This window comes from Actinomycetota bacterium (assembly GCA_036280995.1).
GTDB lineage: Bacteria > Actinomycetota > CALGFH01 > CALGFH01 > CALGFH01 > CALGFH01.
Genome location: DASUPQ010000534.1, coordinates 1 through 23,293, shown reverse-complemented (window position 1 = coordinate 23,293; position 23,293 = coordinate 1). Strand labels below are relative to the sequence as shown.

General features: G+C 74.2%; 27 protein-coding genes. 17 read left to right on the top strand and 10 right to left on the bottom strand.

Annotated elements, in window-relative coordinates:
- Positions 1-705: aminotransferase (locus tag VF468_18000; protein ID HEX5880184.1), on the top strand; the 705-nt coding region annotated here is incomplete at its 5' end.
- On the opposite strand, the gene VF468_17995 is transcribed toward VF468_18000, so the two are convergent.
- Positions 702-1,340 carry an isochorismatase family cysteine hydrolase gene (locus tag VF468_17995; GenBank protein ID HEX5880183.1) on the bottom strand — a complete coding sequence of 213 codons (639 nt, stop codon included), beginning with the start codon at positions 1,338-1,340 and terminating at the stop codon, positions 702-704. The two genes, VF468_18000 and VF468_17995, sit on opposite strands and share 4 nt — an antisense overlap.
- A gap of 153 nt (positions 1,341-1,493) precedes the next feature.
- Here VF468_17995 and VF468_17990 point away from each other — a divergent pair, with 153 nt between their 5' ends.
- The 4 genes from VF468_17990 to VF468_17975 are packed head-to-tail and all read left to right on the top strand — an operon-like array spanning position 1,494 to position 4,774.
- Positions 1,494-2,369: an MBL fold metallo-hydrolase gene (locus tag VF468_17990; GenBank protein HEX5880182.1), complete on the top strand. Its 876-nt coding sequence runs from the start codon at positions 1,494-1,496 to the stop codon at positions 2,367-2,369.
- A 3-nt stretch (positions 2,370-2,372) separates the two neighbouring features.
- Positions 2,373-3,356, top strand: a complete 984-nt coding sequence (locus VF468_17985; GenBank protein ID HEX5880181.1) for a PEP/pyruvate-binding domain-containing protein — start codon at positions 2,373-2,375, stop codon at positions 3,354-3,356.
- A complete protein-coding gene (locus VF468_17980) occupies positions 3,357-4,010 on the top strand; it encodes an HAD-IA family hydrolase (GenBank protein ID HEX5880180.1) in 654 nt (217 codons plus the stop codon).
- A complete protein-coding gene (locus tag VF468_17975) occupies positions 4,007-4,774 on the top strand; it encodes an alpha/beta hydrolase (GenBank protein HEX5880179.1) in 768 nt (255 codons plus the stop codon). The genes VF468_17980 and VF468_17975 overlap by 4 nt, the downstream gene beginning before the upstream one ends.
- 63 nt (positions 4,775-4,837) lie before the next feature.
- Here the strand turns inward: VF468_17975 and VF468_17970 are convergent, their stop codons facing one another.
- Both VF468_17970 and VF468_17965 read right to left on the bottom strand, forming a co-directional pair.
- Positions 4,838-5,656 (bottom strand): class I SAM-dependent methyltransferase, encoded by an 819-nt coding sequence (locus VF468_17970; GenBank protein ID HEX5880178.1) that lies wholly within the window; start codon positions 5,654-5,656, stop codon positions 4,838-4,840.
- Positions 5,657-5,658: 2 nt separating this feature from the next.
- Positions 5,659-6,426 (bottom strand): IclR family transcriptional regulator, encoded by a 768-nt coding sequence (locus tag VF468_17965; protein ID HEX5880177.1) that lies wholly within the window; start codon positions 6,424-6,426, stop codon positions 5,659-5,661.
- A 74-nt stretch (positions 6,427-6,500) separates the two neighbouring features.
- Between VF468_17965 and VF468_17960 the strand changes: the two genes are divergently transcribed.
- The 8 genes from VF468_17960 (at position 6,501) to VF468_17925 (ending at position 12,610) form a co-directional block, all read left to right on the top strand.
- Positions 6,501-7,574, top strand: coding sequence for a tRNA U-34 5-methylaminomethyl-2-thiouridine biosynthesis protein (locus tag VF468_17960; GenBank protein HEX5880176.1), 1,074 nt, complete (start codon positions 6,501-6,503; stop codon positions 7,572-7,574).
- 13 nt (positions 7,575-7,587) lie between these two features.
- The gene (locus tag VF468_17955) at positions 7,588-8,409 is read left to right on the top strand and encodes a 2-amino-5-chlorophenol 1,6-dioxygenase subunit alpha (GenBank protein ID HEX5880175.1); all 822 of its coding nucleotides are present in this window, start codon (positions 7,588-7,590) and stop codon (positions 8,407-8,409) included.
- A 23-nt stretch (positions 8,410-8,432) separates the two neighbouring features.
- Complete coding sequence (locus VF468_17950) at positions 8,433-8,726, top strand: BMC domain-containing protein (GenBank protein HEX5880174.1); 294 nt, start codon at positions 8,433-8,435, stop codon at positions 8,724-8,726.
- A gap of 10 nt (positions 8,727-8,736) precedes the next feature.
- On the top strand, positions 8,737-9,075 hold the full coding sequence (locus tag VF468_17945) for a BMC domain-containing protein (GenBank protein ID HEX5880173.1): 339 nt from the start codon (positions 8,737-8,739) through the stop codon (positions 9,073-9,075).
- Positions 9,075-9,383: a EutN/CcmL family microcompartment protein gene (locus tag VF468_17940; protein HEX5880172.1), complete on the top strand. Its 309-nt coding sequence runs from the start codon at positions 9,075-9,077 to the stop codon at positions 9,381-9,383. The genes VF468_17945 and VF468_17940 overlap by 1 nt, the downstream gene beginning before the upstream one ends.
- Entirely contained in the window at positions 9,380-11,209 is a 1,830-nt protein-coding gene (locus tag VF468_17935; protein HEX5880171.1) for a PEP-utilizing enzyme, read from the top strand. Before VF468_17940 ends, VF468_17935 begins: the two co-directional genes overlap by 4 nt.
- A gap of 208 nt (positions 11,210-11,417) precedes the next feature.
- Positions 11,418-12,113, top strand: a complete 696-nt coding sequence (locus VF468_17930; protein HEX5880170.1) for an HAD-IA family hydrolase — start codon at positions 11,418-11,420, stop codon at positions 12,111-12,113.
- Complete coding sequence (locus tag VF468_17925; GenBank protein ID HEX5880169.1) at positions 12,110-12,610, top strand: RidA family protein; 501 nt, start codon at positions 12,110-12,112, stop codon at positions 12,608-12,610. The genes VF468_17930 and VF468_17925 overlap by 4 nt, the downstream gene beginning before the upstream one ends.
- On the opposite strand, the gene VF468_17920 is transcribed toward VF468_17925, so the two are convergent.
- From VF468_17920 to VF468_17890, 7 genes are all read right to left on the bottom strand, one after another.
- The gene (locus tag VF468_17920; protein HEX5880168.1) at positions 12,607-12,870 is read right to left on the bottom strand and encodes a hypothetical protein; all 264 of its coding nucleotides are present in this window, start codon (positions 12,868-12,870) and stop codon (positions 12,607-12,609) included. The two genes, VF468_17925 and VF468_17920, sit on opposite strands and share 4 nt — an antisense overlap.
- A complete protein-coding gene (locus VF468_17915) occupies positions 12,863-14,113 on the bottom strand; it encodes an aromatic ring-hydroxylating dioxygenase subunit alpha (GenBank protein HEX5880167.1) in 1,251 nt (416 codons plus the stop codon). The genes VF468_17920 and VF468_17915 overlap by 8 nt, the downstream gene beginning before the upstream one ends.
- A gap of 12 nt (positions 14,114-14,125) precedes the next feature.
- Complete coding sequence (locus VF468_17910) at positions 14,126-15,943, bottom strand: PEP-utilizing enzyme (GenBank protein HEX5880166.1); 1,818 nt, start codon at positions 15,941-15,943, stop codon at positions 14,126-14,128.
- A gap of 27 nt (positions 15,944-15,970) precedes the next feature.
- Positions 15,971-17,071, bottom strand: a complete 1,101-nt coding sequence (locus VF468_17905; protein HEX5880165.1) for a PEP/pyruvate-binding domain-containing protein — start codon at positions 17,069-17,071, stop codon at positions 15,971-15,973.
- Positions 17,068-18,138, bottom strand: coding sequence for a histidine phosphatase family protein (locus tag VF468_17900; protein ID HEX5880164.1), 1,071 nt, complete (start codon positions 18,136-18,138; stop codon positions 17,068-17,070). Before VF468_17900 ends, VF468_17905 begins: the two co-directional genes overlap by 4 nt.
- Before the next feature lie 74 nt (positions 18,139-18,212).
- The gene (locus tag VF468_17895; protein HEX5880163.1) at positions 18,213-19,124 is read right to left on the bottom strand and encodes a catechol 2,3-dioxygenase; all 912 of its coding nucleotides are present in this window, start codon (positions 19,122-19,124) and stop codon (positions 18,213-18,215) included.
- Between the two features lies 1 nt (position 19,125).
- Entirely contained in the window at positions 19,126-20,037 is a 912-nt protein-coding gene (locus VF468_17890; protein ID HEX5880162.1) for a catechol 2,3-dioxygenase, read from the bottom strand.
- Between the two features lie 128 nt (positions 20,038-20,165).
- Between VF468_17890 and VF468_17885 the strand changes: the two genes are divergently transcribed.
- From VF468_17885 to VF468_17870, 4 genes are all read left to right on the top strand, one after another.
- Complete coding sequence (locus VF468_17885; protein HEX5880161.1) at positions 20,166-20,867, top strand: hypothetical protein; 702 nt, start codon at positions 20,166-20,168, stop codon at positions 20,865-20,867.
- Positions 20,864-21,829, top strand: a complete 966-nt coding sequence (locus tag VF468_17880) for an IclR family transcriptional regulator (GenBank protein ID HEX5880160.1) — start codon at positions 20,864-20,866, stop codon at positions 21,827-21,829. Before VF468_17885 ends, VF468_17880 begins: the two co-directional genes overlap by 4 nt.
- The gene (locus tag VF468_17875) at positions 21,826-22,680 is read left to right on the top strand and encodes a fumarylacetoacetate hydrolase family protein (GenBank protein HEX5880159.1); all 855 of its coding nucleotides are present in this window, start codon (positions 21,826-21,828) and stop codon (positions 22,678-22,680) included. Before VF468_17880 ends, VF468_17875 begins: the two co-directional genes overlap by 4 nt.
- Positions 22,680-23,293: acetaldehyde dehydrogenase (acetylating) (locus VF468_17870; protein ID HEX5880158.1), on the top strand; the 614-nt coding region annotated here is incomplete at its 3' end. The genes VF468_17875 and VF468_17870, both read left to right, overlap by 1 nt.

The window sequence follows — 23,293 nt, the reverse complement described above, 5'->3', positions numbered from 1 at the left end:
ATCCAGGCCCTGGAGCGGTCGTTCATCCGCCGGGCCATGGAGACCTGGGGGGCCAACCCCAACATCGAGCTGCTCGGCAACCTCCAGGCCGAGCGGCTGTCGATCGTGTCCTTCGTGGTCCGCCACGGCGGCCGGTACCTGCACCACAACTTCGTCGTGGCCCTGCTCAACGACCTGTTCGGCATCCAGTCGCGGGGCGGCTGCTCCTGCGCCGGCCCCTACGGCCACCGGCTGCTCGGCATCGACATCGAACGGTCCCATTCCTTCGAGCGGGAGATCGCCCGCGGCTGCGAGGGCATCAAGCCGGGCTGGGTCCGGGTCAACTTCAACTACTTCATCTCCGACGTGGTGTTCGACTACCTCCTGGAGGCCGTCCACCTGGTCGCCGACCAGGGCTGGAAGCTGCTCGGCGACTACCGCTTCGACCCGGCCACCGGCCTGTGGCGCCACCGCCGGGGCCCGCTCGAGCCGCCCCTGCGCCTGCACGCCCTCCACTACGACGACCAGGGCCGCCTGAACGCCACCGCCGCCCACGCCACCGCCTCCGACGCCGCCCTTCCCGGCTACCTCGACCAGGCCCGCCGGCTGCTGGCGGCCCGCACCCCCTCCGGCGTGGGCGACGGCCGCGCCGACGGCGCGCTCCCCGGCCTGTCCGCCGACTTCGAGGAGCTGCGCTGGTTCGTGCTCCCGCGGGAGTGCCTCTAGCCGGCCAGCAGCCGGGTGAAGGTGTCGACGTCGGTCTGCAGCGACATCTTGGCGTAGTCCAGGCTGGCCAGGGAGCGCTCGCCGGCTGCCGGGTCCACCGACCCGCAGGCGTCGGCGACCACGACCGGGATGAAGCCCAGGTCGGCCCCATGGCGGACCGTCGGCTCGATGCCGATCTCGGTCACCGCCCCGACGATCGCGAAGGCGCTGATCCCGCAGTCGCGCAGCACCATCTCCAGGGGCGTGCCGACGAACATCGACATGGCCAGCTTGTCGAACACGGCCTCGCTGGGCAGCGGCGCGAGCTCGGGCACCAGCCGGGTGTCGGGAGCGTCGCGGAGGAACAGCGGCCGGACGTCCTCGACCCGCTCGACCCGCTGCCAGGCCATGGCCGTCCGGAGCTGGAACACCCCGGCCAGCTCGTTGGGGAGCGACAGGTGCCTGGCGAAGATCACCCGCATCCGGGCCCGCCTGGCCGCCTCCACCACCCGGACGACCCTGGCCGTGAACGCCGCCGCGTCCGGCAGGTGCCGGACGATGCCGTCCTGCATGTCGTACACCAGCAGCGCCATCCGCCGCGGGTCGCAGACCTCCTCGAGGGTCTGGGGGATCTCCAGTCCGTAGGCACGCTGCATCGTTCCTCGCCTTCGTGAGCTGACCAGCCGTGGCAGTCTAGAGGCTCTCTCCAAGGGCGAAGCTCCTGTCCGGTGGCGCCGGACACCTGGCTTGCTCGGGCGGGGTGCGCCGGAAAGTCTGGAGCGTACCGGCGCCGTCTCGGGAGGTTGGCCATGGCGGAGATCGACTACTCCATCCGTCCGCTCTGCTACTCGCACGTCGACCTCCCCCGGGAGTTCTTCGGTGGAGTGCCGATCCACAGCGGGGAGGGCGTCTCGACCTCGCCGATGGTCTACGTCCTGGTCAGCGGGAAGGAGCCGGACGGGACGGTGCACCACTACCTGGTGGACGCGGGCTTCGCGGCCGACAAGTGGATCCACCGGTTCGGCTTCTACCACTGGGAGGCGCCCGAGGCGGTGCTGGCCAAGGTCGGGGTCGCCCCCGAGGACATCGAGAAGGTGTTCCTCACCCACATGCACTTCGACCACGGCAACAACCTGCCCGCGTTCCCGAACGCGGCCGTGTACGTGCAGTGGGACGAGTTCCAGGGCTGGTGCGAGGCCCTGGCCCTGCCCCAGCTGTACACCCCGCTCGGCGAGGAGAGCTGGGTGACCTCGTCGTTCGACCGTGACGACCTGCAGATGTACGGGCGGCTGGCCGGCGAGCAGCGGCTGCACTACGTCCGCGACGGCGAGGAGATCGTCCCCGGGATCGTCGGGCACCTGAGCAGGGACGGGCACACCTTCGGCAGCCAGTGGATCTCGATCCAGACGTCGGGCGGCCCCTTCGTCGTGGCGGGCGACACCGTCATGTGGTACTCGAACGTCGAGGAGATGTGGCCCAGCGGCTACACCAACGGCAACACCTACAAGATGCTGCTGACCTATGGCGAGATCCACGAGTACGTGGGCGGCGACCTGGACCGCATCGTCCCCGGCCACGACATCGAGCTGTTCAAGCGTCACAGCGCCTGGAAGGCGGGCGACAACGAGGTCGCCGAGGTCCACGTGGCCGGCTGGGACACCTCGCTGCGCGCCGGCGACGCCTGACCGATGACCGATCGCCGGGTCCTCTGGCTGGAGGAGTGCGACGCCGGCAGCGGGCCGCTGGTGGGCGGGAAGGCGGTCGGGCTCGGGCATCTGGTCCGCCTGGGGCTGCGGGTGCCGCCCGGGTTCGCCGTCACCACCGCCGCCTACCGGGAGGCGCTGGCCGGGGGCGGCCGGCTCACGGTCGGCGAGCGGCTGGCCGGCGAGCTCGCCGCCGCCTACCGGCGCCTGGGCGGGGACGGCCAGGTGCCGGTGGCGGTCCGCTCCAGCGCCGCCGCCGAGGACACCGCCGAGGCGTCGTTCGCCGGCGAGCACGACACCTACCTGTGGGTGCGGGGGGCGGAGGCGGTGGCCGAGCACGTCACCCGCTGCTGGGCGAGCCTGTTCACCTCCCGGGCGGTCGCCTACCGGGCCCGGCTGGGGATCCCCGACGACGAGCCGGCCATGGGCGTGGTCGTCCAGGCCATGGTCCCGGCCGAGGCCGCCGGGGTGCTGCTCACCCTCGACCCGCTGAACGGCGACCCCTCGCAGGTGACCATCGAGGCCGCCTACGGGCTCGGCACGGCGGTCGTCGAGGGCGAGGTCACCCCCGACCGGTTCGCCGTCGACAAGGTGACCATGGAGCTGCGCTCGCGCACGGTGGGGGAGAAGGCGTTCGCCGACCGGTTCGACCCGGCCGCCGGGCGGGTGGTCCGGGAGGAGGTCCCGGCCGACCTGCGGGCCCGGCCATGCCTGGAGGACGCCGAGGTGCTCGAGCTGGCCGGCCTGGGCAAGCGCATCGAGCAGGCCCTTGGCGCACCCCAGGACGTGGAGTGGGCGGCCGGCCCGGGGCCCGGAGGGCGCCAGCTGTGGCTGCTCCAGGCGCGGCCGGAGACGGTGTGGAGCCGGCGGCCCCGCCAGGCCGTGGGGCCGCCGGGGACCTCGGCCATGGACCGGATGCTCGCCTACCTGGGCCGCCCCGGCGCCCCCGGCCAGGCCGGGCCCGGCTGAATGGCCGGCGCCGACGCCAAGGGAGTCCTGCTCGACGTGGGCGGGGTCCTGCTCCCCACCCCCTGGGAGCTGCTGGCCGACTTCGAGGCCCGCAACGGCTGGCCCCCCGGCACCCTCGCCTGGCGGGGCCCGCTCGGCCCGGCCACCGACCCGCCCTGGCGCGCGGTCCAGGCCGGCGAGCTGACCTCCCGGGCCTACTTCGACCGGCGGGCGGCCGAGATCAGCCGTCTCCTGGGCGCCTCCCTGAGCTGGCCGGAGGTGACCAGGGCGATGTTCGAGACCCCGAACGGGCTGGCCGTCCGGCCCGAGGGCCACGCCCTGGTCGCCGACGCCCGCGCCGCCGGGTGCCGGACCGGCCTGCTCACCAGCAAGCTGGTCGCCTTCCTGAGCCGGGAGGTGGTCGAGCGCAGCGACTTCCTCAGCTCCTTCGACGTCCTCCTCGACGAGAGCGAGACCGGCGTGGCCAAGCCCGACCCGCGGGCCTACGACCAGGCGGCGGCGGCGATGGGCCTTGACCCGGCCGCGATCGTGTTCGTCGACGACGACCCGGCCAACGTCGCCGGGGCCGGCGCCGCCGGCATGGCCGGGGTCCACTTCGACGTCGCCGACCCGGCCGGGTCCTTCGACCGGGTCCGGCGCCGCCTGGGCCTGTGACCCCGCCGGCCGAGGCGTACGGCCCGGGGCCGGACCGGTTCGGCGAGCTGTGGCGGCCCGCCGGGCCGGGACCGTGGCCGGTGGTGGCGCTGCTCCACGGCGGGTTCTGGCGGGCCGGGCGGACCCTGGAGCTGATGCGGCCGCTCGCCGCCGACCTGGCCGGGCGCGGGTTCGCGGCCTGGAACCTCGAGTACCGGCGGGTCGGCCAGCCCGGCGGCGGCTGGCCCGGCACCTGCGAGGACGTGGCCGCCGGGCTCGACCACCTGGCCGGGCTGGCCGGCCGGGCCCCGCTGGACCTGGACCGCCTGGTCGTGGCCGGGCACTCGGCCGGCGGCCACCTGGCCCTGTGGTCGGCCGCCCGGGCCGGGCTGCCGGCCGGCGCCCCCGGGGCGGCGCCGCTGGTCACCCCCGGGCTGGCGGTGAGCCTGGCCGGGGTCTGCGACCTGCACGCCGGGGCCGCCGACGGCATCGGCGAGGACGCCGTCGCCGGCTTCCTCGGCGCCACCCCCGACCAGGACCCCGAGCGCTACCGGCTCGCCTCGCCGCGGGCCCGCCTCCCCCTCGGGGTCCGCCAGCTGCTGGTCCATGGCGACGCCGACAGCCGGGTCCCGGTGGAGCAGAGCCGCGCCTACGCCGCCGCCGCGGCCGCCGCCGGCGACCCCGTCGAGCTGGTCGAGCTGGCCGGCGTCGACCACATGGCCGTGATCGACCCCGCCTCGCCCGCCTGGGCCGAGGTCACCCACCGGCTCGGGAGGCTCCCCTGACCGACGACGCCAGCCGGCACCGGGTCCTCGACCCCGGGGTCGCCCCCGACCAGCGGACCACGGTCAGCCCGTAGGCCGCCGGGCCGTGGCCAGCAGGTGCGGCCCTAGGCCGAGCAGCTCGGGCACCCGCTCGATCGCCCGGGCCGCGTCCAGGACCACCGCCCGGCCCACCGGGTCGGCCAGGCGCTCCTCCAGGTCGCTGAGGGCGAAGGCCAGCCCCTCGACGCCGACCAGGTCGACCACCTCCAGGCCGGCACTGCGCAGCTCGGCCCGGAGCTGGCCCGGCCGGTGGCAGTAGCCGGTGAACGACCGGTAGAACAGCGGCGGGATGAACCCGGTGCGCTCCACGCGCGGCGACTCCTCCCGGATCGCCGGCAGCTCCTCGTACAGGCGCAACCGCAGCTCGCCGGCCAGGCGTGGCGCCCAGCGCGAGATGGCGGCCACGAACACCGGCCCCCCGGGCCGCACCACCCGCCGGGCCTCGGCCAGCGCCGCCACCCGGTCCCGGCGGCGCCGCAGATGGTAGAGCGGCCCCAGCAGCAGCACGGCGTCGACCGAGGCGTCGTCGAGGTCCAGCTCACGCGCGTCGCCCACCGCCGTGGCGACCTGGGGGAGGTCGCCGGCCGCGGCGCGCAGCTGGTCGACGTGGAGCGGGACCAGGTCGCGATGCTCGACCCGGTGCCCGCGCCCGGCCAGCCACAAGGCGTAACGGCCGGGACCACCGCCGATGTCGGCGATCACCGCCGGCGGGGCGGGGAGGTGCCGGAGCAGGATCTCCCTGGTCCGTTCGAGCTCCCCCACACCCTCGCCCTCGCCGAGGCGGCGCTGTTCGCCACCCAGCGCGTAGTAGGCCTGCATGGCCGCCTCGGCCGGGTCGTCCATGGTCAGGGTCCGGGCTCGGAGGCCAGGCGGCGGCTGATGGTGGCGGCGGCGGCCACCACCTGGTCCCGGATGCGGTCGCGGCGGCGGCCGGCCAGCAGCGGGGTCGGCCCGGCGACCGAGATCCCGCCGGCCGGGCGGCCGGCCGGGTCGAGCACCGGCGCCGCCACCGAGGTCCGCCCCGGCTGGAAGGTGTCGCTGACCACGAACCCGGCCCGGCGGGCCCGGGCCAGCTCCCGGGTCAGGGCGGCCAGGTCGGGCGGGCGCCGGGACTCGGCCGCGCACACCTCCTCGACCCGGGCGGCCACCTCGGCCGGCGGGAGCATGGCCAGCGCCGCCTTGCCGCATCCGGTCAGGTGGGCCGGGGCCCGCAGGCCGACCCGGTTGTGCATCGGCGCCCGCACCGGGCCGCTGGCCCGGTCCAGGTACACCACCCAGCCCCCGACGAGCTGCCCCAGGTGGATCTCGAGCCCGTCGGTAGGTGCCAGCCGCCCCAGCACCCCCTCGGCGGCACCGACCAGCCCGGTGCGCTCGATCACCTGCCCGCCGAGGCCGACCAGGGCCGGTCCCAGCCGGTAGCCCCGGCCGCCGGTCTCCTCCAGCAGCCCGGCGTCGCACAGGGTCAGGCAGAGCGCATGGGCGGTGCTGCGCGGGATCCCGGTTCGTTCGGCCACCTGGCGCACGCTGAGGGAGGTCACCAGGGGCGTGAACGCCTCCAGGACCCTGGCCGCCTTGGCCACCGCCCCGACCCGCGGCCCCGCGCTCCCGACCACCGCAACCCCGCAGATGTCCGGCAGTACCGGACACAAGCGTAGGCAACGGGCGGGCCGCTGACTAGCGTGCGGGCATGTCGCGTGTGTTCCACGTCAGCGTCGGCGACCGGCGGCGGGCGCCCCAGACGGCCCCGCCACCGGCGGCCGTCCCGGCGGCCGGGCCGGGCCCCGGCGGGGGCCGCGGACCGGGCATCGTCGCCGGCTACCTGGCCCCGCACCCGCCGCACCTGATCTACGCCGAGAACCCGCCCCAGAACGAGCCGCGCTCCCGCGGCGGCTGGGAGGTGCTGCGCTGGGCCTACCAGGAGGCCAGGCGGCGGCTGCGGGAGCGGCACCGGCCCGACGTGCTGGTGGTCCACGCGCCCCACTGGATCACCATGGTCGGCCACCACGTCAACTGCGTGCCCAACCCGCGCGGCCTGTCGGTCGAGCCGATCTTCCCCCACCTGCTGCGCTACCGGTACGACTTCCGCACCGACGTCGAGCTGGCCACCGCGATCGCCGACTGCGCCGCCGACGCCGGCCTGGTCACCCGCAAGATGACCAACCCGGGGGTGCGGGTCGACTACGCCACCATCGGCGCCCTGCACCTGCTCAACCCGGACTGGGACATCCCGGTGGTGTCGCTGTCGGCCAACAACAACCCCTACTTCTACGCCGACGCCGACCTGGAGCAGATGGAGCGCCTGGGCGCGGCCACCCGCCGGGCCGTCGAGGAGACCGGCCGGCGGGCCGTGCTGGCCGCCTCGAACTCGCTCTCGCACCTCCACTGGGACCGGGAGCCGGAGGTGCCGGAGGACATGGCCGCCGAGCACCCCTACGACGACCACCAGTACCGCTGGGACATGGACCTGCTCACCCTGGTCCGGGCCGGCCGCACCCGCGAGCTGCGGGCGTTCCTGCCCCGCCACATCGAGGCCACCGCGGCCGAGGTCAAGGCGGGCAGCCTGTCGTGGCTGCTGTCGGCCCTGGGCTGGCCGGAGATCCCCGGGGACGTGCTCGGCTACGGCACCATCATCGGCACCGGCAACGCCGTGGTCGAGTGGGACCCGGCCAGCCCGGCCCGGGCCCATCCCGCCCCGCCCGGCTGGACCCCCGGCCCCGACGACGCCGACCGCCCCCGGGCCATGACCGGAGCCAGGTCGTGAACGGGGTGCGATCGTGACCGTGGTCGGGGCGGCCCTGGTCCCGGGGATGCCGCAGCTGCTGGCGGCCGAGCCGGCCCCGAGCTGGAAGCTGCTGGCCGACGCGGCCCGGCAGGCCGGTCAGGACCTCCGGGCGGCCGGCCCGGACGCCTTCGTGGTCCTGTCGACCCAGTGGTTCACCGTCCTCGGGCACCAGTTCCAGGTCGACCCCAACCCCCGCGGCGGCCACGTCGACGAGAACTGGTACGCCTACGACTACGGCACCCTCGACTACGACCTGCGGGTCGACGTCGAGCTGGCCCAGGCCTGGGCCTGCCAGGCCGAGGACCTGGGCTTCCAGGCCCGCCGGACCCGCTACGACGGCTTCCCGATCGACACCGGCACGGTGGTCGCGGGCCGGCTGGTCGACCCCGGCCGCACCCGCCCGATCGCGCTCGTCTCCTGCAACCTGTACGCGGCCGCCGGCGACCTGGGCCGGATCGCCGAGGCGGCGGCCCGGGCGGCCGGCGAGCTCGGCCGGCGGGTCGCCTTCGTGGCCGTCTCCGGCCTGTCGTCGGGGCTGATCCAGCGCTGGATCGAGCCGGCCGAGGACCGCTTCGAGGACGCCGGCCACGACGCCTGGAACCGCCGCGTGCTCGACCTGCTGGCGGCCGGCCGCCTCGACGAGGCCCTGGCCCTGCGCGAGCACTACGCCCGGGAGGCGCAGGCCGACAGCCAGTTCCGGGCCCTGGCCTTCCTGGCCGGCAGCGGCGCCTGTGACGGGCCGGCCAGGGTGCTCGAGTACGGGCCGGTCTGGGGCACCGGAGCGGCCGTGGTCACCTGGCTGGACGGCAGCTGAGGGACACGAGAGGGGAGAGCGGCATGGCCAACGAGGCGGCCGGGTTCATCGAGGCCGAGGGGTTCGTCCCCATCTTCGACGCCATCGACACGATGGTGAAGGCGACCGAGGTGCGCGTGAACGGGGTGATGCGCCTCGGCGGGGGGCTGGTCGCGGTCGCCCTCGGGGGCGACCTGGCCACCGTCGAGGAGGCGGTGGAGATCGGGGAGGAGACGGCCAAGGCCGTCTCCCGGGGCAAGGTCAAGTCGATCATCTTCGCCAGCCCGAGCCGGCCGGTCGCGGCCATCGCCGGCAACCCGCGGCTGCTGGACGGATAGGAGGGCAGCGATGCCGTCGGAGCGTGCCATCGGCCTGTTCGAGACCCGCGGAGTGGTCGGGCTCACGGCCGGGATCGAGGCCATGATGAAGACCGCCGACGTCGAGTGCGTGGCCGTGGAGCGGGTGTCCAGCGGCTACTTCGCCGCCGCCATCCAGGGCAGCATCGCCGCCGTCCGCCAGGCCATGGAGGCCGGGTCGGAGGCGGTCCGCCGCTACGGCGACCTGCGCTCGGCCCAGATCTACCCCAAACCGCACGAGGTCGCCTCGGCCCTGCTGGCCAACGGCACCGCCGAGCAGCTCTCGGGCCGGGCGATCGAGTCCGGCAAGAAGTCCCGCGGGAGCGCCTGATGCTGCTGGCCGAGGTCCTCGGCCGCGTCTGGGCCGAGCGCCAGGTGCCCGACCTGGACGGCCGCCGGATGGTGCTGGTCCGGGAGCTGTCCACCTCGGCCGCGCACGTGGCCGTCGACCTGGTCGACGTGGCCGCCGGCAACACCGTGCTGGTCGTCACCGACGACGCCGCCCAGACGGCCACCGGCGGGGCGGCCGTCGACGCGGCCGTGGTCGCCCTGGTCGCCGGCACCGACCGGCTCCCGACCCCGATCGCCTCCCCCACGCCCCGCCGCAGCGAGCGCCGAGCGGAAAGGACACGCCCGTGAGCCAGGACCGCTTCCCCAGCCCGTTCGAGGTGCCGACCCCGGAGGGGGCCGAGGGCTGGGAGCAGCTGTACAACTGGTACCACCTGTTCGGCGAGGACCGGCGCGACCTGGACGAGCAGCGGTTCTGGTTCCAGGACCGGCTGCACCACCCGGGCGTGCTCCACCCCTACGACGAGATCCAGTGCGAGTGCTGGTGGCAGGCCCTCGGCGCGTTCAACACCCGCATCTTCGCCATGCCGCCCGCCTTCGGGGTCGACCAGCGCATCCTCAACGGCTACCTGTACGTGACCCCGGTGCCGGCCCCGCCCGAGAGCGTGCCCGAGCGGGCCGAGCTGTTCGGCCGCCGCGGCGGCCACTACTACGAACACTGGGACCAGATCTACGCCGAGTGGAAGGACAAGGTCACCGCCCACCTGGAGGAGATCAAGGCGATCCGGTTCGCGCCCCTGCCCGACCTGGAGGACGAGTCGGTGGTGTTCGACCACGTCGGCTACTCGTCCGGGTACCGGATGATCGAGGACTTCTCCAAGCTCGTCCTCACCATGTACAAGACCTACCAGTACCACTTCGAGCTGCTCAACGTCGGCTACGCCGCCTACCTGACCTTCTTCATGTTCGCCAAGCAGGCGTTCCCCGACATCACCGACCAGTCGATCTCACGCATGGTGGGCGGCCTCCACGTCGACCTGTACCGGCCCGACGACGAGCTCAAGCGCCTGGCCAAGGAGGCCGAGCGGCTCGGGGTGGGCGAGGTCGTCCTGGCCGCCGGCGACCCGGCGTCGCTGTTCGAGCAGCTCCGGCAGGGCGAGGGCGGCCGCGAGTGGGTGGCCGACTGGGAGCGGACCTCGGACCCGTGGTTCCTGTTCAACACCGACCCCGGGCACCCCGGCGGCTACCACTACTACGACACCTGGCTGGACGACCCCGGCATCCCGCTGGCCTCGGTCAAGGAGTACGTGCGCCGGCTGCGGGCCGGCGAGGCCCTCGACCGCCCGACCGACCAGGTCCTGGCCGAGCGCGACCGGATCACCGGCGAGTACCGGGCGCTGCTGGCCGAAGGCGACCAGGGCGCCTTCGACGAGATGGTCGCCCTGGCCCGCAAGGTGTTCGTCTACATCGAGGAGCACGTGCTCTACATCGAGCACTGGATATGGGCGACGTTCTGGGGCAAGTCCAAGGAGCTGTCGCGGGCGCTGGCCGCCATGGGCATCTTCGACGACCCCGAGGACATGTTCTTCCTGCGCCGCTACGAGGTCATGGAGGCGCTGTACGACACCGTGGCCGCCTGGTCGGTGGGGAGCAGGGCCCGCGGGGCCGACTACTGGCGGCCGATCGTGACCGAGCGCCGCCGTATCCACGAGGCCCTGTCGGCGGCCGACGCCGTTCCCGCCCTTGGGCCGCCGCCGGCCGAGGTGAGCGAGCCGTTCACGGTCATGCTGTGGGGCATCACCACCGACACCGTCGACGAGTGGCTCCGGGAAGGCCAGGGCGACGGCGACGGCCAGGCGACCCTGCGCGGGGTCGCCGGTTCGCCCGGCGTGGTCGAGGGCCCGGCCCGGGTCGTTCGCCACGTGTCCCAGCTCGACGAGGTCCAGGAGGGCGAGATCCTCGTCTGCCCGGCGACCTCCCCGTCGTGGTCGCCGGTGTTCAGCCGCATCGCCGCCACCGTCTCCGACGTCGGCGGCATCATGAGCCACACCGCCATCATCTGCCGCGAGTACGGCCTCCCGGCGGTGATCGGCACCGGCAAGGCCGTCGCCACCATCAAGACCGGCCAGCGCATCCGTGTCGACGGTAGCGAAGGCGTCGTCACCGTGCTCGGGTAGTTCGGCGGCCCGGACCATGGCAGCTGGTGGGTGCGGGGAGCCTGTGGACGGCCGACGGGATCCTGTCCCAGGATCGCGGGCGGCTGTGGACAGCCCGCCGAACCCCGCTCCAGCGTCGTCTACGCTCCCCCTTGGGTCGGATGACCTGTGCGCGACCGAACCCGGGGCCGCTCCCGCTGGGCGAGGGGTCGACCTGGACGACTGGGCGGTGCGGCGGCGGCGGGCGCTGTGGCGGGCCGCCGGGGCCAGGGCGGGGGGCCGGGGCCGGGGGAGCGGGGTGGGAAGGATGCCGGTGGCGGTGCTGCTGGACATGGGCGGGGTGGTGATCCCGACCCTGTTCGAGTCGGTGGCGGTGGCGGGGTTCCCCGGGGGGCCGTTCCGGGGAGAGGCGGAGTACGCGGCCGTCGAGCGGGGGGAGGTGCCCGAACGGGACTACTGGGCGCGGCTGGCCGAGCGGCGGCCCGACCTGGACGTGGGGGCGCTGTGGCGGGCCTGCTCGCGGGTGCGGGTCGAGGTGCGGGCGGCGATGGGGGCGCTGGCCGGGCGGGTCCGGCTGGTGGCGTTCACCAACGACATGGCCCACTGGTTCGGGCCCGGCTGGCCGGGGCGGTTCCCGGAGCTGGCCGGGTTCGACCAGGTGGTGGAGGCGGCCCGGCTGGGGGTGCTCAAGCCCGACCCGGAGGCGTTCCGGCGGGCCGCGGCCGAGATCGGCGAGGACCCCGACCGCTGCCTGTTCGTCGACGACCTGGCCGTCAACCTGGACGGGGCCGCCGCCGTCGGCATGCAGACCCTGCTGTTCGAGGTCCGCGACCCCGCCGGGTCGATCGCCGCCCTGCTCGCGCGTCTCGGCCTCGACCCGGATCCCGGCCCTTCCCGCCCCGGCCGGGTGTTCAGCGTCCGATGAGCGCCAGGAGGGTGTTCGCCACCCCGCTCGGGCGCCGGCTGGCCGCGCCCGACCCGGAGCGGCGGCTGGCCGAGCTGGGCCTGGAGCTGCCGGCCCTGCGGCCCAAGGCCGGCCTGTACGAGGGCTGGGTGTCGGCCGGAGATCTCCTCTTCCTGTCCGGCCAGGGCGCCGACGGCTGGACCGGCCGGCTCGGGGCCGACCTGACCCTCGACCAGGGCCGCCGGGCCGCCCGCGACTGCGCCCTCAACCTGCTCGCCCAGACCCGCGACGCCCTCGGCTCCCTGGACCAGGTCGCCCAGATGGTGAAGGTGACCGGGTTCGTGGCCTGCACTCCGGAGTTCACCGGCGTCCCGGCCGTGGTCGACGGCGCCTCGGCCCTGCTCCTGGACCTGTTCGGCGACCGCGGCGGCCATGCCCGTTCCGCGGTCGGGGTGGCCGCCCTGCCGCTCGGGTTCGCGGTCGAGGTCGAGATGGTGGTCCGGGTCGGCTCTGGCTAGTCGGCCGCCTCGTGGCCGATGTGGCGGTCGACCTGGATCACGGTGCCGGTCCAGTCGCAGGAACGGCACCAGCAGTAGAAGACGCGGTCCTCGGCGGCCCAGTACTCGACCACCAGGCCGTTGGGGCCGGCGATGGCGGCGCCGCAGCGGGGGCAGTGGCGGGGGGCGTCGAGCAGGTGGCGCTCGGCGTCCCGGGCGAAGGTGGCCGTCGGCGGGGGCAGCGGGTGCGGGTCCTCGGGCAGCACCTCCGAATCAGGCATTGGCCCGGACCTCGGCGGCGTCGGTGTGGAGGCGCAGCAGGTCGTCCAGCTGCGGCGAGTACCGGGTGAAGCCGAGGTTCATCCACTGGAGGGCGAAGTCGGCCCCGGCGCCGAACTTGTTCTTCTCGCAGGGGAGGTCGATGCGGTCGTTGGCGGCCGGGTCGCGGACCACGGCGATCGGGTCGCGGCCGGCGGCCACGGCGGCCAGCTGCTGCTTGAACTGCTTGCGGAGCATGGCGATGCCGACGTCCGACTTGCCCAGGTGCTCGACCGTGCGGTCGGTGATCGGGCCCTGGGTGACCCAGGCCATGATGTCCTGACCCTCGACGTAGTCGACGATGTGGTTGCCGTGCTCGTCGCGCCAGGGCAGCTCGTAGTCGGGGATGGCGGCCTGGGACGGGGCCGGGGCGCCGTCGGGGGCGTGGACCGTGTAGAGCACGAACCAGGTGGTGGTGTCGTCGACCGGGACCCGGATCTGCATCTGCTCGATCCCGGCGCCCCCGACCCGCATGCAGTAGGGGAACACCATCGGGTGGCCGATGGCCCAGTCGTCGTCGTCCTCGGTGTGGCCCTCGAGCAGCCGGCGCTTGATGATGCCGTGCTCGAACTCGTCGAAGGCGACCTTGACGTGGCGGCGCTGGAACGACTTGGGGGCCTCGAACCCCATCCGGTTGCCGAGGAACTCGAAGTAGCGGCCATGGAGCCACTCGACGTGGTGGGGGTCGACGGCGTTCTCCATGATCTGGAGCCAGTTGCAGGGCAGCAGGGCGTGGCCGAAGTCGCGCACCCCGTCCATCACGTACACGTCGTAGCGGGGCAGCAGCGGCGCCGGCTCCGGGCCCACGTACACCCAGACCATGCCGCCCAGCTCGTGGGCCCGGCCGGCCCGGGCCCGGACCCGGTCCTTGAACGAGGTCTTGTCGAGCTCGGCCGGCTGGTCCAGGCAGGCGCCGTCGCGGCCGAACAGCCAGCCGTGGTAGCCGCAGCGGATGCCCTCGGTCTCGACCACCCCGTAGACGAGCGACGCCCGCCGGTGGGGGCAGTGCTCCTCGACCACCCCGTAGGACCCGTCCCGGGTCTTGTACAGGGCCCAGTCCTCGCCGAGCAGCCGCACCCGCTTCACCGGGAACTCCTCCAGCTGGCGGGTGAAGGCGACCGGGTACCAGTAGCGGCGCAGGAGCTCGCCCATGGGCGTGCCCGGCCCGACCCGGGTCAGCTCGGCGTTCTGCTCGGCGGTCAGCATGCGACGGCCTCCTTACGCTTCCAGGATGGTGACGGTGCCCTGGTTGCCGTCCACGCGGATGCGCTGGCCGGTCTTGATGGTCTTGGTCCCGAAGGCGGTGCCGGTCACGGCCGGCAGGCCGTACTCGCGGCAGACGATGGCGGCGTGGGCCATCATCCCGCCGACGTCGGTGACGGTGGCCCCGATCTTGCCGAAGATCGGCGCCCAGCTGGGGGCGGTCAGGGGGGCGACCAGGATCTCGCCCGCCTGGACCTCGCCGATCTGGTCGGCCGAGAAGATCACCCGGGCCGGGCCCTCGGCCACCCCCGGGGAGGCGGCGAAGCCCTTGAGGCTGCCGTCCCCGGACCCGTCACCGGCGCCCAGCCACTGCTTGACGCTCTCGCCGGTGATGCCCCAGAGCATGATCGTGAACGGCTCGGTCACGACCTCGGGCGGGCGGCCAAGGGCGGGCGGCGGCGACCAGGACCGCAGCGCGGTCAGGATGCCCCGGCGGCGCTCCAGCTCCCGGCCCCAGTAGGCGGGGCCGCGGGGCGGGGTCCCGACCGCCCAGGCGCTGTAGTAGTCCCACAGGGCCTCGGGGACCTCGTCCCGCTTGAGCAGGAAGATGTCGTCATCAGCGCCGAAGAACCCCTCCTTGGCCAGGACGCCGCCGAGCTGGCGCATCTTGCGCCACAGCACCGAGTGGCTCCAGTGCTCGACGTAGAAGTTGTGGTTCTCGACGTAGGGGAACACGACCCGGGCCAGGCCGAGCTTCTGCTCGAAGGCGGCCCGGTCCTCGTCGGTGGCCAGCAGCTCGCCGTACTCGTCGACGATCCGGTCGCGCTCGGCCCGGATGGCCTCGATGGGCCGGCCGATGTCGACCCCCTCGCGCAGCTTGGCGGTGTAGTCGCGCACGAACCCGAACGGGATGTCCAGGTGCTCCAGCCAGACCTCGTCGGTGTGGTAGAAGCCGCTGCCGGACGAGAAGTTGAACCACGGCTGGGCCGACGCCTCCCACTGCGACAGCCACACCTGGCCGGCGTCGCTGCCCCGCAGGGCCTCGATCACCTCGGCCGCCGAGGACCGCTGGAAGGCGTCGTCGACCCGGGAGTCGACGGCCAGGCGGGCCAGCTTCTTCAGCTCCTCGTCCGGCTGGAACAGGTCGACCTCGACGCCGGCGACCATCTTGGCGATGGCCAGGTCGGGGATGCTGGGGAAGGCCTGCTTGCAGAAGCCGAAGAAGTCCAGGTAGGCGGCGTAGCCGAGGTTGAGGAACTCGAAGTGGTACTGCCACAGCTGCAGGGCCAGGTCGACCAGGCGGTGGTAGCTGCGCTGGAGCTCGAGCCCGGAGCCCATGCCGCGGCCCTCGGTGACGACCTCCAGGTCCTCCTTGTCGGGCAGCGGCTCGAACTGCAGCGCCTCCATCTCGCCGATGAGCCCGCGGATCTTGCCCATCCACTGCTCGTACAGGGAGGCCCAGTTCCGGAAGTAGAAGCCGGCCCGCTCCAGGAAGTGGGGGACCCGGGCCTCGATCTCGGCCGGGTCGGCGACCCCGACCGGGGACAGGTAGGCGTAGCCGTTCAGGACCCGGTAGTCGACGCCGAGGGCCGGCGGGATCAGGTAGTGGCGGGTGTTGTACTGCGACAGCGAGGCCAGGGCGAACTCGTAGAAGGTGGCGTCCCAGGGGCTCATGACCTCCGGCCAGTGGACCCCGTCCTGGAACCAGAACATCGAGTCCTCGTACTCGCGCCGGTCGGTCGAGAACGGCAGCGAGTAGGTGTACAGCTCCTGCCACCCTTCGGCCCCCGCGGGGGTCTCGATCTCGAAGGGGCTCGGGAACCGGTCGGCCATCTCCTTGTCCTTCCGTCGAGGCCCGGGTCACGGCCCGGGCGCGTCCGAACCTTCACGTGCGTGGTCGCGTGCGTGCAGGGGCGACAGCAGGGTGCTGACGATGCTGGCCAACGGGTCGGCGGCGGTGGCGACCGGCGTGGCCGCCTTGCGGCTCCAGACCGTCTCCGGCCGGGCCTGGAGCAGGGTCACGGCCTGGTCGGCGGGCAGGTCGGCGTCCACGGCCCACTCCACGTCCTGGGGGTGGCGGTAGTGCCGCTCGGCCTGGCGGGCCAGGCGGGCCACGGCCTTGACCTGGTCGTCGGTGAGGCTGGGGGCGGTGCGGCGGCCGGCGGCGACGTCGGCCCGCTCGACCCGGTCGCCGGCGCCCAGCCGGTACTCGACCGCCTTGTCGGAGATGGTGCGCTGCACGATCTCGCCCAGGACCTTGTCGACCAGGAAGCTGTCCGGGGTGACCTCGCCGGAGACGATGCCCTCGCCGAAGCCCCAGGCGGCCTCGATCGCGACCTGGGAGCGGTCGCCGTCGCGGGGGTTGAGGGTGAAGGCCACCCCCGAGGCGGTCGGGCGGACCATCTTCTGGACCCCGACCGACATGGCGACCACGTCGTGGTCGTAGCCCCGCTCGCGCCGGTAGGCGATGGCCCGGGCCGTGAACAGGCTCGACCAGCAGCGGGTGAGGTGGGCCAGGACGTCGTCGGGGCCGCGGACCCACAGGTAGGTGTCGTGCTCGCCGGCGAAGCTGGCGTCGGGCAGGTCCTCGGCGGTGGCCGAGGAGCGCACCGCCACCGGCACCGCCTCGGCCCGGCAGCGCTCGCACAGCTCGTCATAGGCGGAGCGGACGGCCGCGGCAACGCCGTCGTCCAGCGGGACCTCCTCGATCCGGCGGCGGATGGCGGCGCTCAGCTCCTCCAGGGCGGCCGCGTCGCCCAGGTCGACCTCGCCCAGCAGGCCGGTCACGGCCCGGCGGACGTCGGCGTGGCCGCGGACGGTGTGGTAGGCGTCGACGGTGACGGCGAACCCGGGCGGCACCGGCAGCCCGGCCGACAGCAGCTCGCCCAGGCTGGCGTTCTTGCCCCCGAGGCGGGCCCGCTCGGCCGGGTCGTAGCCGTCCAGCCAGCGCACGTAGCTCACCGGATGCCCTCCCACCAGTCGGGCCGCGCCGCCGGGGGCGGGACCTGGACCTCCTGGACCCGGTTGCGGTAGGCGACCAGGGCCTCGCCGCCGCCCTCCTTCAGCTTCACCAGGACTTCCTCGGTGTTGTAGGGCTCGCCCGGGTCGTAGCCGGCCGCCCAGGCGGCGAACGCCCGGATGGGGCCGGAGTGGGTGGCGCACAGGATCCGGGCCCCCGGGGCCTCGTCGACCAGGCGGAGGAAGCCGGCCCAGAAGCGGCGCACGCAGCTCGCCGGCGGCTCGAAGTGGAGCATGGGGATGGTCATCCAGTGGTGGATGGGGTCGGCCCCGCCCTGCTGGACGTTCCAGAACCGGTCCACCTCGACCAGCCACATCGGGCGGTCGCCGAGGGCGACCCGCTCGTAGCGCTCCATCAGGGCGTGGTACATGCGGAAGGCGCTGGTCACGTCCCGCAGGCCGTCGGGGGTGGCGACCTGGAAGTTGCGGAACTCGGCCATGGGCCGGGGCTCGGCCACCTTGGCGTCGCGGCGCCACAGGTCGAGGCCGTCGAGCAGGCCGCGGTGGAGGTGCTCGGCCGTCTGGCGGGCCCGGTTGGTGTCGGCGCAGACGATCTGGACCTGCTCGCCCTCGCGGACGCCCTTGGACAGGTCGAAGCCGCGGCGGTGGGCCTGCCAGCCGCCCAGGGGGGTGAGGCCGCTCTCGGTCGAGTACCCCTGGGTCTCGCCGTGACGGATGATGTGGACCTGGGCGGCCACCCGGAACGCGCCGGCGTCGGTCTGGGGGACGACCTCCTTGGTCCGGGTGATCTCGGCCCAGGCCGGGGTCACCTCCAGCGGCTCGCCGTTCCAGACCGGCGGGGGCGCGTCCGGGGCGTCCGGGTCGGCCCGCCGTTCCCGGAACCGCCGCAGGTACAGCGGCGTGGCCGGGTCGGCCCGGGTCTCGGCCTCGGGGTCGGTGGCCGTCTCGGGGACGGCCGCCCGGGCCCGGCGGCGCAGGTAGCTGGCCAGGTACAGGGGGGCGTCGGGCCGCTCGGTCCGCGGCAGGGCCGGCTCCTCGCCCTGACCCATCGGGGCACCCCCTCGGGGTTCCCCGAACCCCTCCGGCCGCGGCGGGTCCTCGGCCATCTCGCCCCCTTCTCGGGTCAGCTGTGCACGGTCAGGAACCGCTGGTTGACGGCGCCCTCGTAGTAGAAGATGGCCCGGCCCATCTCGGCCTCGGTCCAGGTGACGACCTCGTGGTCGGGGTCGACCCAGTAGCCGCCGGTGAACACCTCGTTGCGGTTGCCGGCGGCGTCGAAGAAGTAGACGGCGTAGCCGCGGGTGGCCCCGTGGCGGGTCGGGCCGACGTCGATCGGCACCCCGTGGTAGGCCAGGATGTCGGCGGCGGTGCGGACCTCGTTCCAGTCGTCCAGCCAGAAGGCGAAATGGTGGAGGCCGCCGTTGGGCCCGGTGACCAGGGCGATGTCGTGCGGGGTGTGGGACACCTCCAGCCAGGTGGCCAGCTGGTGGCCGTCGTCGGCCAGGATCTGCTCGGTCAGCCGGAACCCCAGCACCTCCCGGAAGAAGCGGGTCCCCCCGTCGACGTCCTCGGCGGTGACGAAGATGTGGTCGAGGCGGGGCGGGGCGATCCCGACCAGCCCCAGCGGCCGCGGCGGCGGGTTCGTGCGGGGGAGCAGGTTGCCGACCTTCTCCATCCCGTGGACCAGCTCGCAGCGGTGCCCGGTCGGGGTCTGGAAGCGGATGGCCTCGCCGTGGCCGGGAGCCAGCTCGCCGCGGGCGTGGCGGGTCACCTGGCCGCCGTCCTGCTCGACCCGTTTCTCGAACCGCTCCAGGTCGTCGGCGTGCTCGACCTTGAAGCCCATGTGCTCCAGCCCGTAGGTGGCGGCGTAGCGGAGGATCACCGAGTGGTGCTCGTGCTCGTCCCAGCACTTGAGGAACACCCGCTCGGCGTCCCGGCCCGTCTCCAGCAGCCCCAGCACCTCGGTGTAGTAGGCGGTGGCCAGCTCCAGGTCGGGCACCCGGACCTCGACGTGGGACAGGCGCAGGATGCCCATCTCAGGTGTGGACCTTCATGAACCGGTCGTTCAGGTCGCCCTCGTAGTAGAAGATCGCCCGGCCGATGTTGTCCTCGGTCCAGGTGATGGTGGGGAAGTCCGGGTCGGGCCGGTAGCCGCCGGTGAACACCTCGTTGCGGGTGCCGAGGGGGTCGAAGAAGTAGATGGTGTTGCCGCGGGTGATGCCGTGGCGGGTCGGGCCGACGTCGATCTGGACCCCGTTGTAGGCCAGGATGTCGGCCGCCTTGCGCACGTGGTCCCAGTCGTCCAGCCAGAACGCGAAGTGGTGCAGGCCGCCGTTGGCCCCGGTGACCACGGCCAGGTCGTGGGGCGAGTGGGAGCGCTCCATCCAGACGCCGATCTGGTGGCCGTTGCCGTCCAGCAGCTGCTCGGTGAGGCGGAACCCCAGCACCTCCATGTAGAAGCGGGTCGCCTCGGCCACCTCCTCGGCCGTGACCAGGACGTGGTCGATCCGGGGCGGGGCGATGCCGCGGAGCTCTTGGGGCGGGAACGGCGGCGGGTTGACCTTGGGGAGCAGCCCGCCGACCCGCTCGACCTCGCGGACCAGCTCCATCAGCTGCCCCGAGGGGGTCTCGAAGCGGATCGACTCGCCCTGGCCGACCGACTCGCCGCGCGACACGCGGCGCACCGGGAAGCCGTAGCCCTCGACCCGCGACTCGAGCTCGGCCAGGTCCTCGTCGGCCTCGACCTTGAAGCTGATCAGGTCGAGCCCGACCCGGGGGGCGTAGGCGAGCTTGACCGAGTGGTGGTCGGGCTCGTCCCAGCACTTGAGGTAGACCTCGGTGGCGGTCCGCTCGACCTCGAGCAGGCCCATGACCTCGGTGTAGTAGGCGCTGGCCAGGTCCAGGTCGGGCACGCGGACGTCCACGTGCGACAGGCGGAGGATCCCCATGCACGCTCCTTGCTCGGCCGCTTCGGGAGAAGGTACGGCCCGTCCCGCTCCGCGGGATAGCGTCCCTTCCCGCATGGAGGAACGTGGGCTATGGTCGCCAGACCATGCAGAGGACCGATCCTCGGCAGATGCGCCAGGCCATGGCCGACTTCGTGGCCGCCGTCCACGACGCCTACCTGGCCCAGGCGCGGCTGCTGCCCCCGGCCGAGCAGGCCCGGCTGCCGCTGCTCGCCGCCCCGCGGCTCACCGTGGCCGCCGCCGGGGCCCGCAACCTGCACGTGATCGGGACCGGCGAGCGGTTCCCGGCCCCGGTCGGCCAGGAGGTCGAGGTGGCCGGGGAGGCCGACGGACTGGCCTGGGACCTGCGCTTCTTCGACCCGGTGGTCCTGCCCGTGCTCGGCCTGGTCGCCGAGGCCGACGGCCCCGCCCCCGAGGAGGTCCGCCGCGTGCTCGGGGTCGGGACCTACCTGTACCACCTGGTGGTCGAGCCCGGCTCCCAGCTCACCCCCCACCACGCCACCCATGCCGGCACCGGCCTGGCCAGCGCCCACGCCGCCGCCGCCCGCGAGCTGGAGACGATCCGGGCCCACGCCCCCGGCCGCCAAGAGCTGGTCGACGAGCTGGCCGGGGCGACCACCGCCGGCCTGGTCCGCGCCCAGGCCCTCCTGGCCCGTGAGCTCGCCCCCGGCGACCAGGCCGTGGCCGCCGCCACCGACCCCGCGGCCATCCGCACCGCCCTGCTCAGGGCCCTGGGGACAACCGAGCGCAGCTCCCGCCCGGGTGGGCTACCCTCCCGTTCGGGGGGCCCACCACCGGGAGGGTCGGGGTGAGCCGCGCCCGGGGGCGGGACGGGGCGCCTTCGCGGGAGCGGGCGCCCTCGCGGGAGCGGGCGCCTTCGCGGGAGGGGGCGCCCTCGCGGGAGCGGGCGCCTTCGCGGGAGGGGGCGACCCTGTCGTCGGTGCAGAACGCGGCCCGGCTGCTGAAGGAGTTCGGCACGGCCGAGGGGTCGCTGGGGGTGACCGAGCTGGCCCGGCGGCTGGGGCTGGGCAAGTCGACCGTGCACCGGCTGCTGGCCACCCTGACCGCCGAGCGGATCCTGGAGCACGACCCGGCCACCGGCACCTACCGGCTGGGCCTGATGATGTGGGAGCTGGGGGCGCGGGTGTCGGTGCACCGGGTCCTGCACGACGCCGCCACCACCGTGATCGAGGAGCTGCGCAACGCCACCAAGGAGACCGTCCAGGTGGCCGTCCTCGACGGCCGCGAGGTGGTCTACGTCGAGCGCCTGGAGAGCCCCCACACCCTGCGGATCTTCGGCCGCATCGGCCACCGCAACTGGGCCCACTGCACCAGCACCGGCAAGGTGCTGCTGGCCTTCCAGCCCGAGCGGCGCCGGCAGGCGCTGCTCGAGGGATGGCGGCCCGAGCGCCGCACCGACGCCACCATCTGCGACCTCGCCCAGCTCAAGGCCGAGCTGGAGGGGGTCCGGGCCCAGGGGTGGGCCGAGAACATCGGCGAGAGCGAGCTCGGGGTGGCCAGCGTGGCCGCCCCCGTCCGCAACGCCCGCGGCCAGGTGATCGCCGCCCTCAGCGTGGCCGGCCCGGTGATGCGGGTCAACGGCGACACCCTGCGCCGCTTCTTCCGGGCCTCGGTGATCCAGGCCGCCGACGCCATCTCCGACCAGCTCGGCTGGCGGCCCGACCGAGACCGGTCCGGTCGAGGTCGAGGCCGTGCCGCCTCCACCCTTCCGACTGCGCCGGAGCATCGGCCACGGGTGCGGGGGGCCTCATGAGCTCCTTCGAGCCGGGCGGGCTCCCGGTCGACTGGGGCTCGGGCGGGGTCGAGCCCCCGCTGCCCGTCGACGACCTGGCCAGGGCCCTGCACCGGGCCCGCCGCGACCGCGTCCCCATCCCGCCCCTGACCGAGGAGCGGCCGGAGCTGACCGCCGCCGACGCCTACGCCGTCCAGCGCCGCCTGGTCGAGCTGCTCCAGGCCGACGGCGAGGGCGGGGTCGTCGGCTACAAGCTGGGCCTGACCAGCCGGGCCATGCAGGAGCAGCTCGGCATCGACCAGCCCGACTACGGGCCGGTGCTGGCCGGTGGCGTCCACCCCGACGGGGTGGGGGTCGACCTGGACCGGCTGATCCAGCCCAAGGTCGAGGCCGAGATCGCCGTCGTGCTCGACGCCCCCCTGGCCGGCCCCCACTGCACCGCCCTTGACGTGCGGCGGGCCGCCGCCGGAGCGGTGGCCGCGATCGAGATCATCGACTCGCGGGTCGCCGACTGGCGCATCCGGCTGGCCGACACCATCGCCGACCTCGCCTCCAGCTCGGCCATCGCCCTCTCCAGCCACCTGGTCCCCCTCGACCGGCTCGACCCCCGGCTGGTCGGGGTGGCCATGACCCGCAACGGCGAGCTGGTCGCGACCGGCGCCGGCGCGGCCGCCCTCGGCGACCCGCTGCACGCGGTCGCCTGGCTGGCCAACACCCTGCATCCGCTCGGGGAGACCCTGGAGGCGGGGCACGTGGTCATGACCGGCGCCCTGCACGCCGCCGTCCCCCTGGCCGAGGGCGACGTGTTCCGGGCCGAGTTCGACTGGCTGGGCCCGGTCGGCCTGTCCGTCCACCGGGGAGGGAACCGCTGATGTTGCGCTGCGTGGTCATCGGGTCGGGCAACATCGGCACCGACCTGGTGCACAAGCTGCTCCGGTCGCCGTCGCTGGAGCTGCGCGCCCTGGTCGGGATCGACCCGGCCTCCGAGGGCCTGGCCCGGGCCCGGGAGCTGGGGGTGGAGGCCAGCGCCGACGGGATCGACTGGGTCGAGGCCCACGCCGGCGAGGTCGACCTGGCCTTCGAGGCGACCAGCGCCCGGGTGCACACCGCCAACGCGCCCCGGCTGGCCGCCGCCGGGATCATCGCCATCGACCTGACCCCGGCCAAGCTGGGGCCGGCGGTCGTGCCCGGGGTCAACCTCGACCGGCACCTGGACGCCCCCAACCTCAACCTGATCACCTGCGGCGGCCAGGCCACGGCGCCGATCGTGGCCGCGGTGTCCTCGGCCAGCCCGGTCCCCTACGCCGAGATCGTCTCCACGGTGGCCTCCCGCTCGGCCGGGCCCGGCACCCGCCAGAACATCGACGAGTTCACCCGGACCACCGCCGGGGCGGTCGAGCGCGTCGGCGGCGCCCGGCGCGGCAAGGCCATCATCGTCATCAACCCGGCCGAGCCGCCGCTGGTCATGCGCGACACCGTGCATTG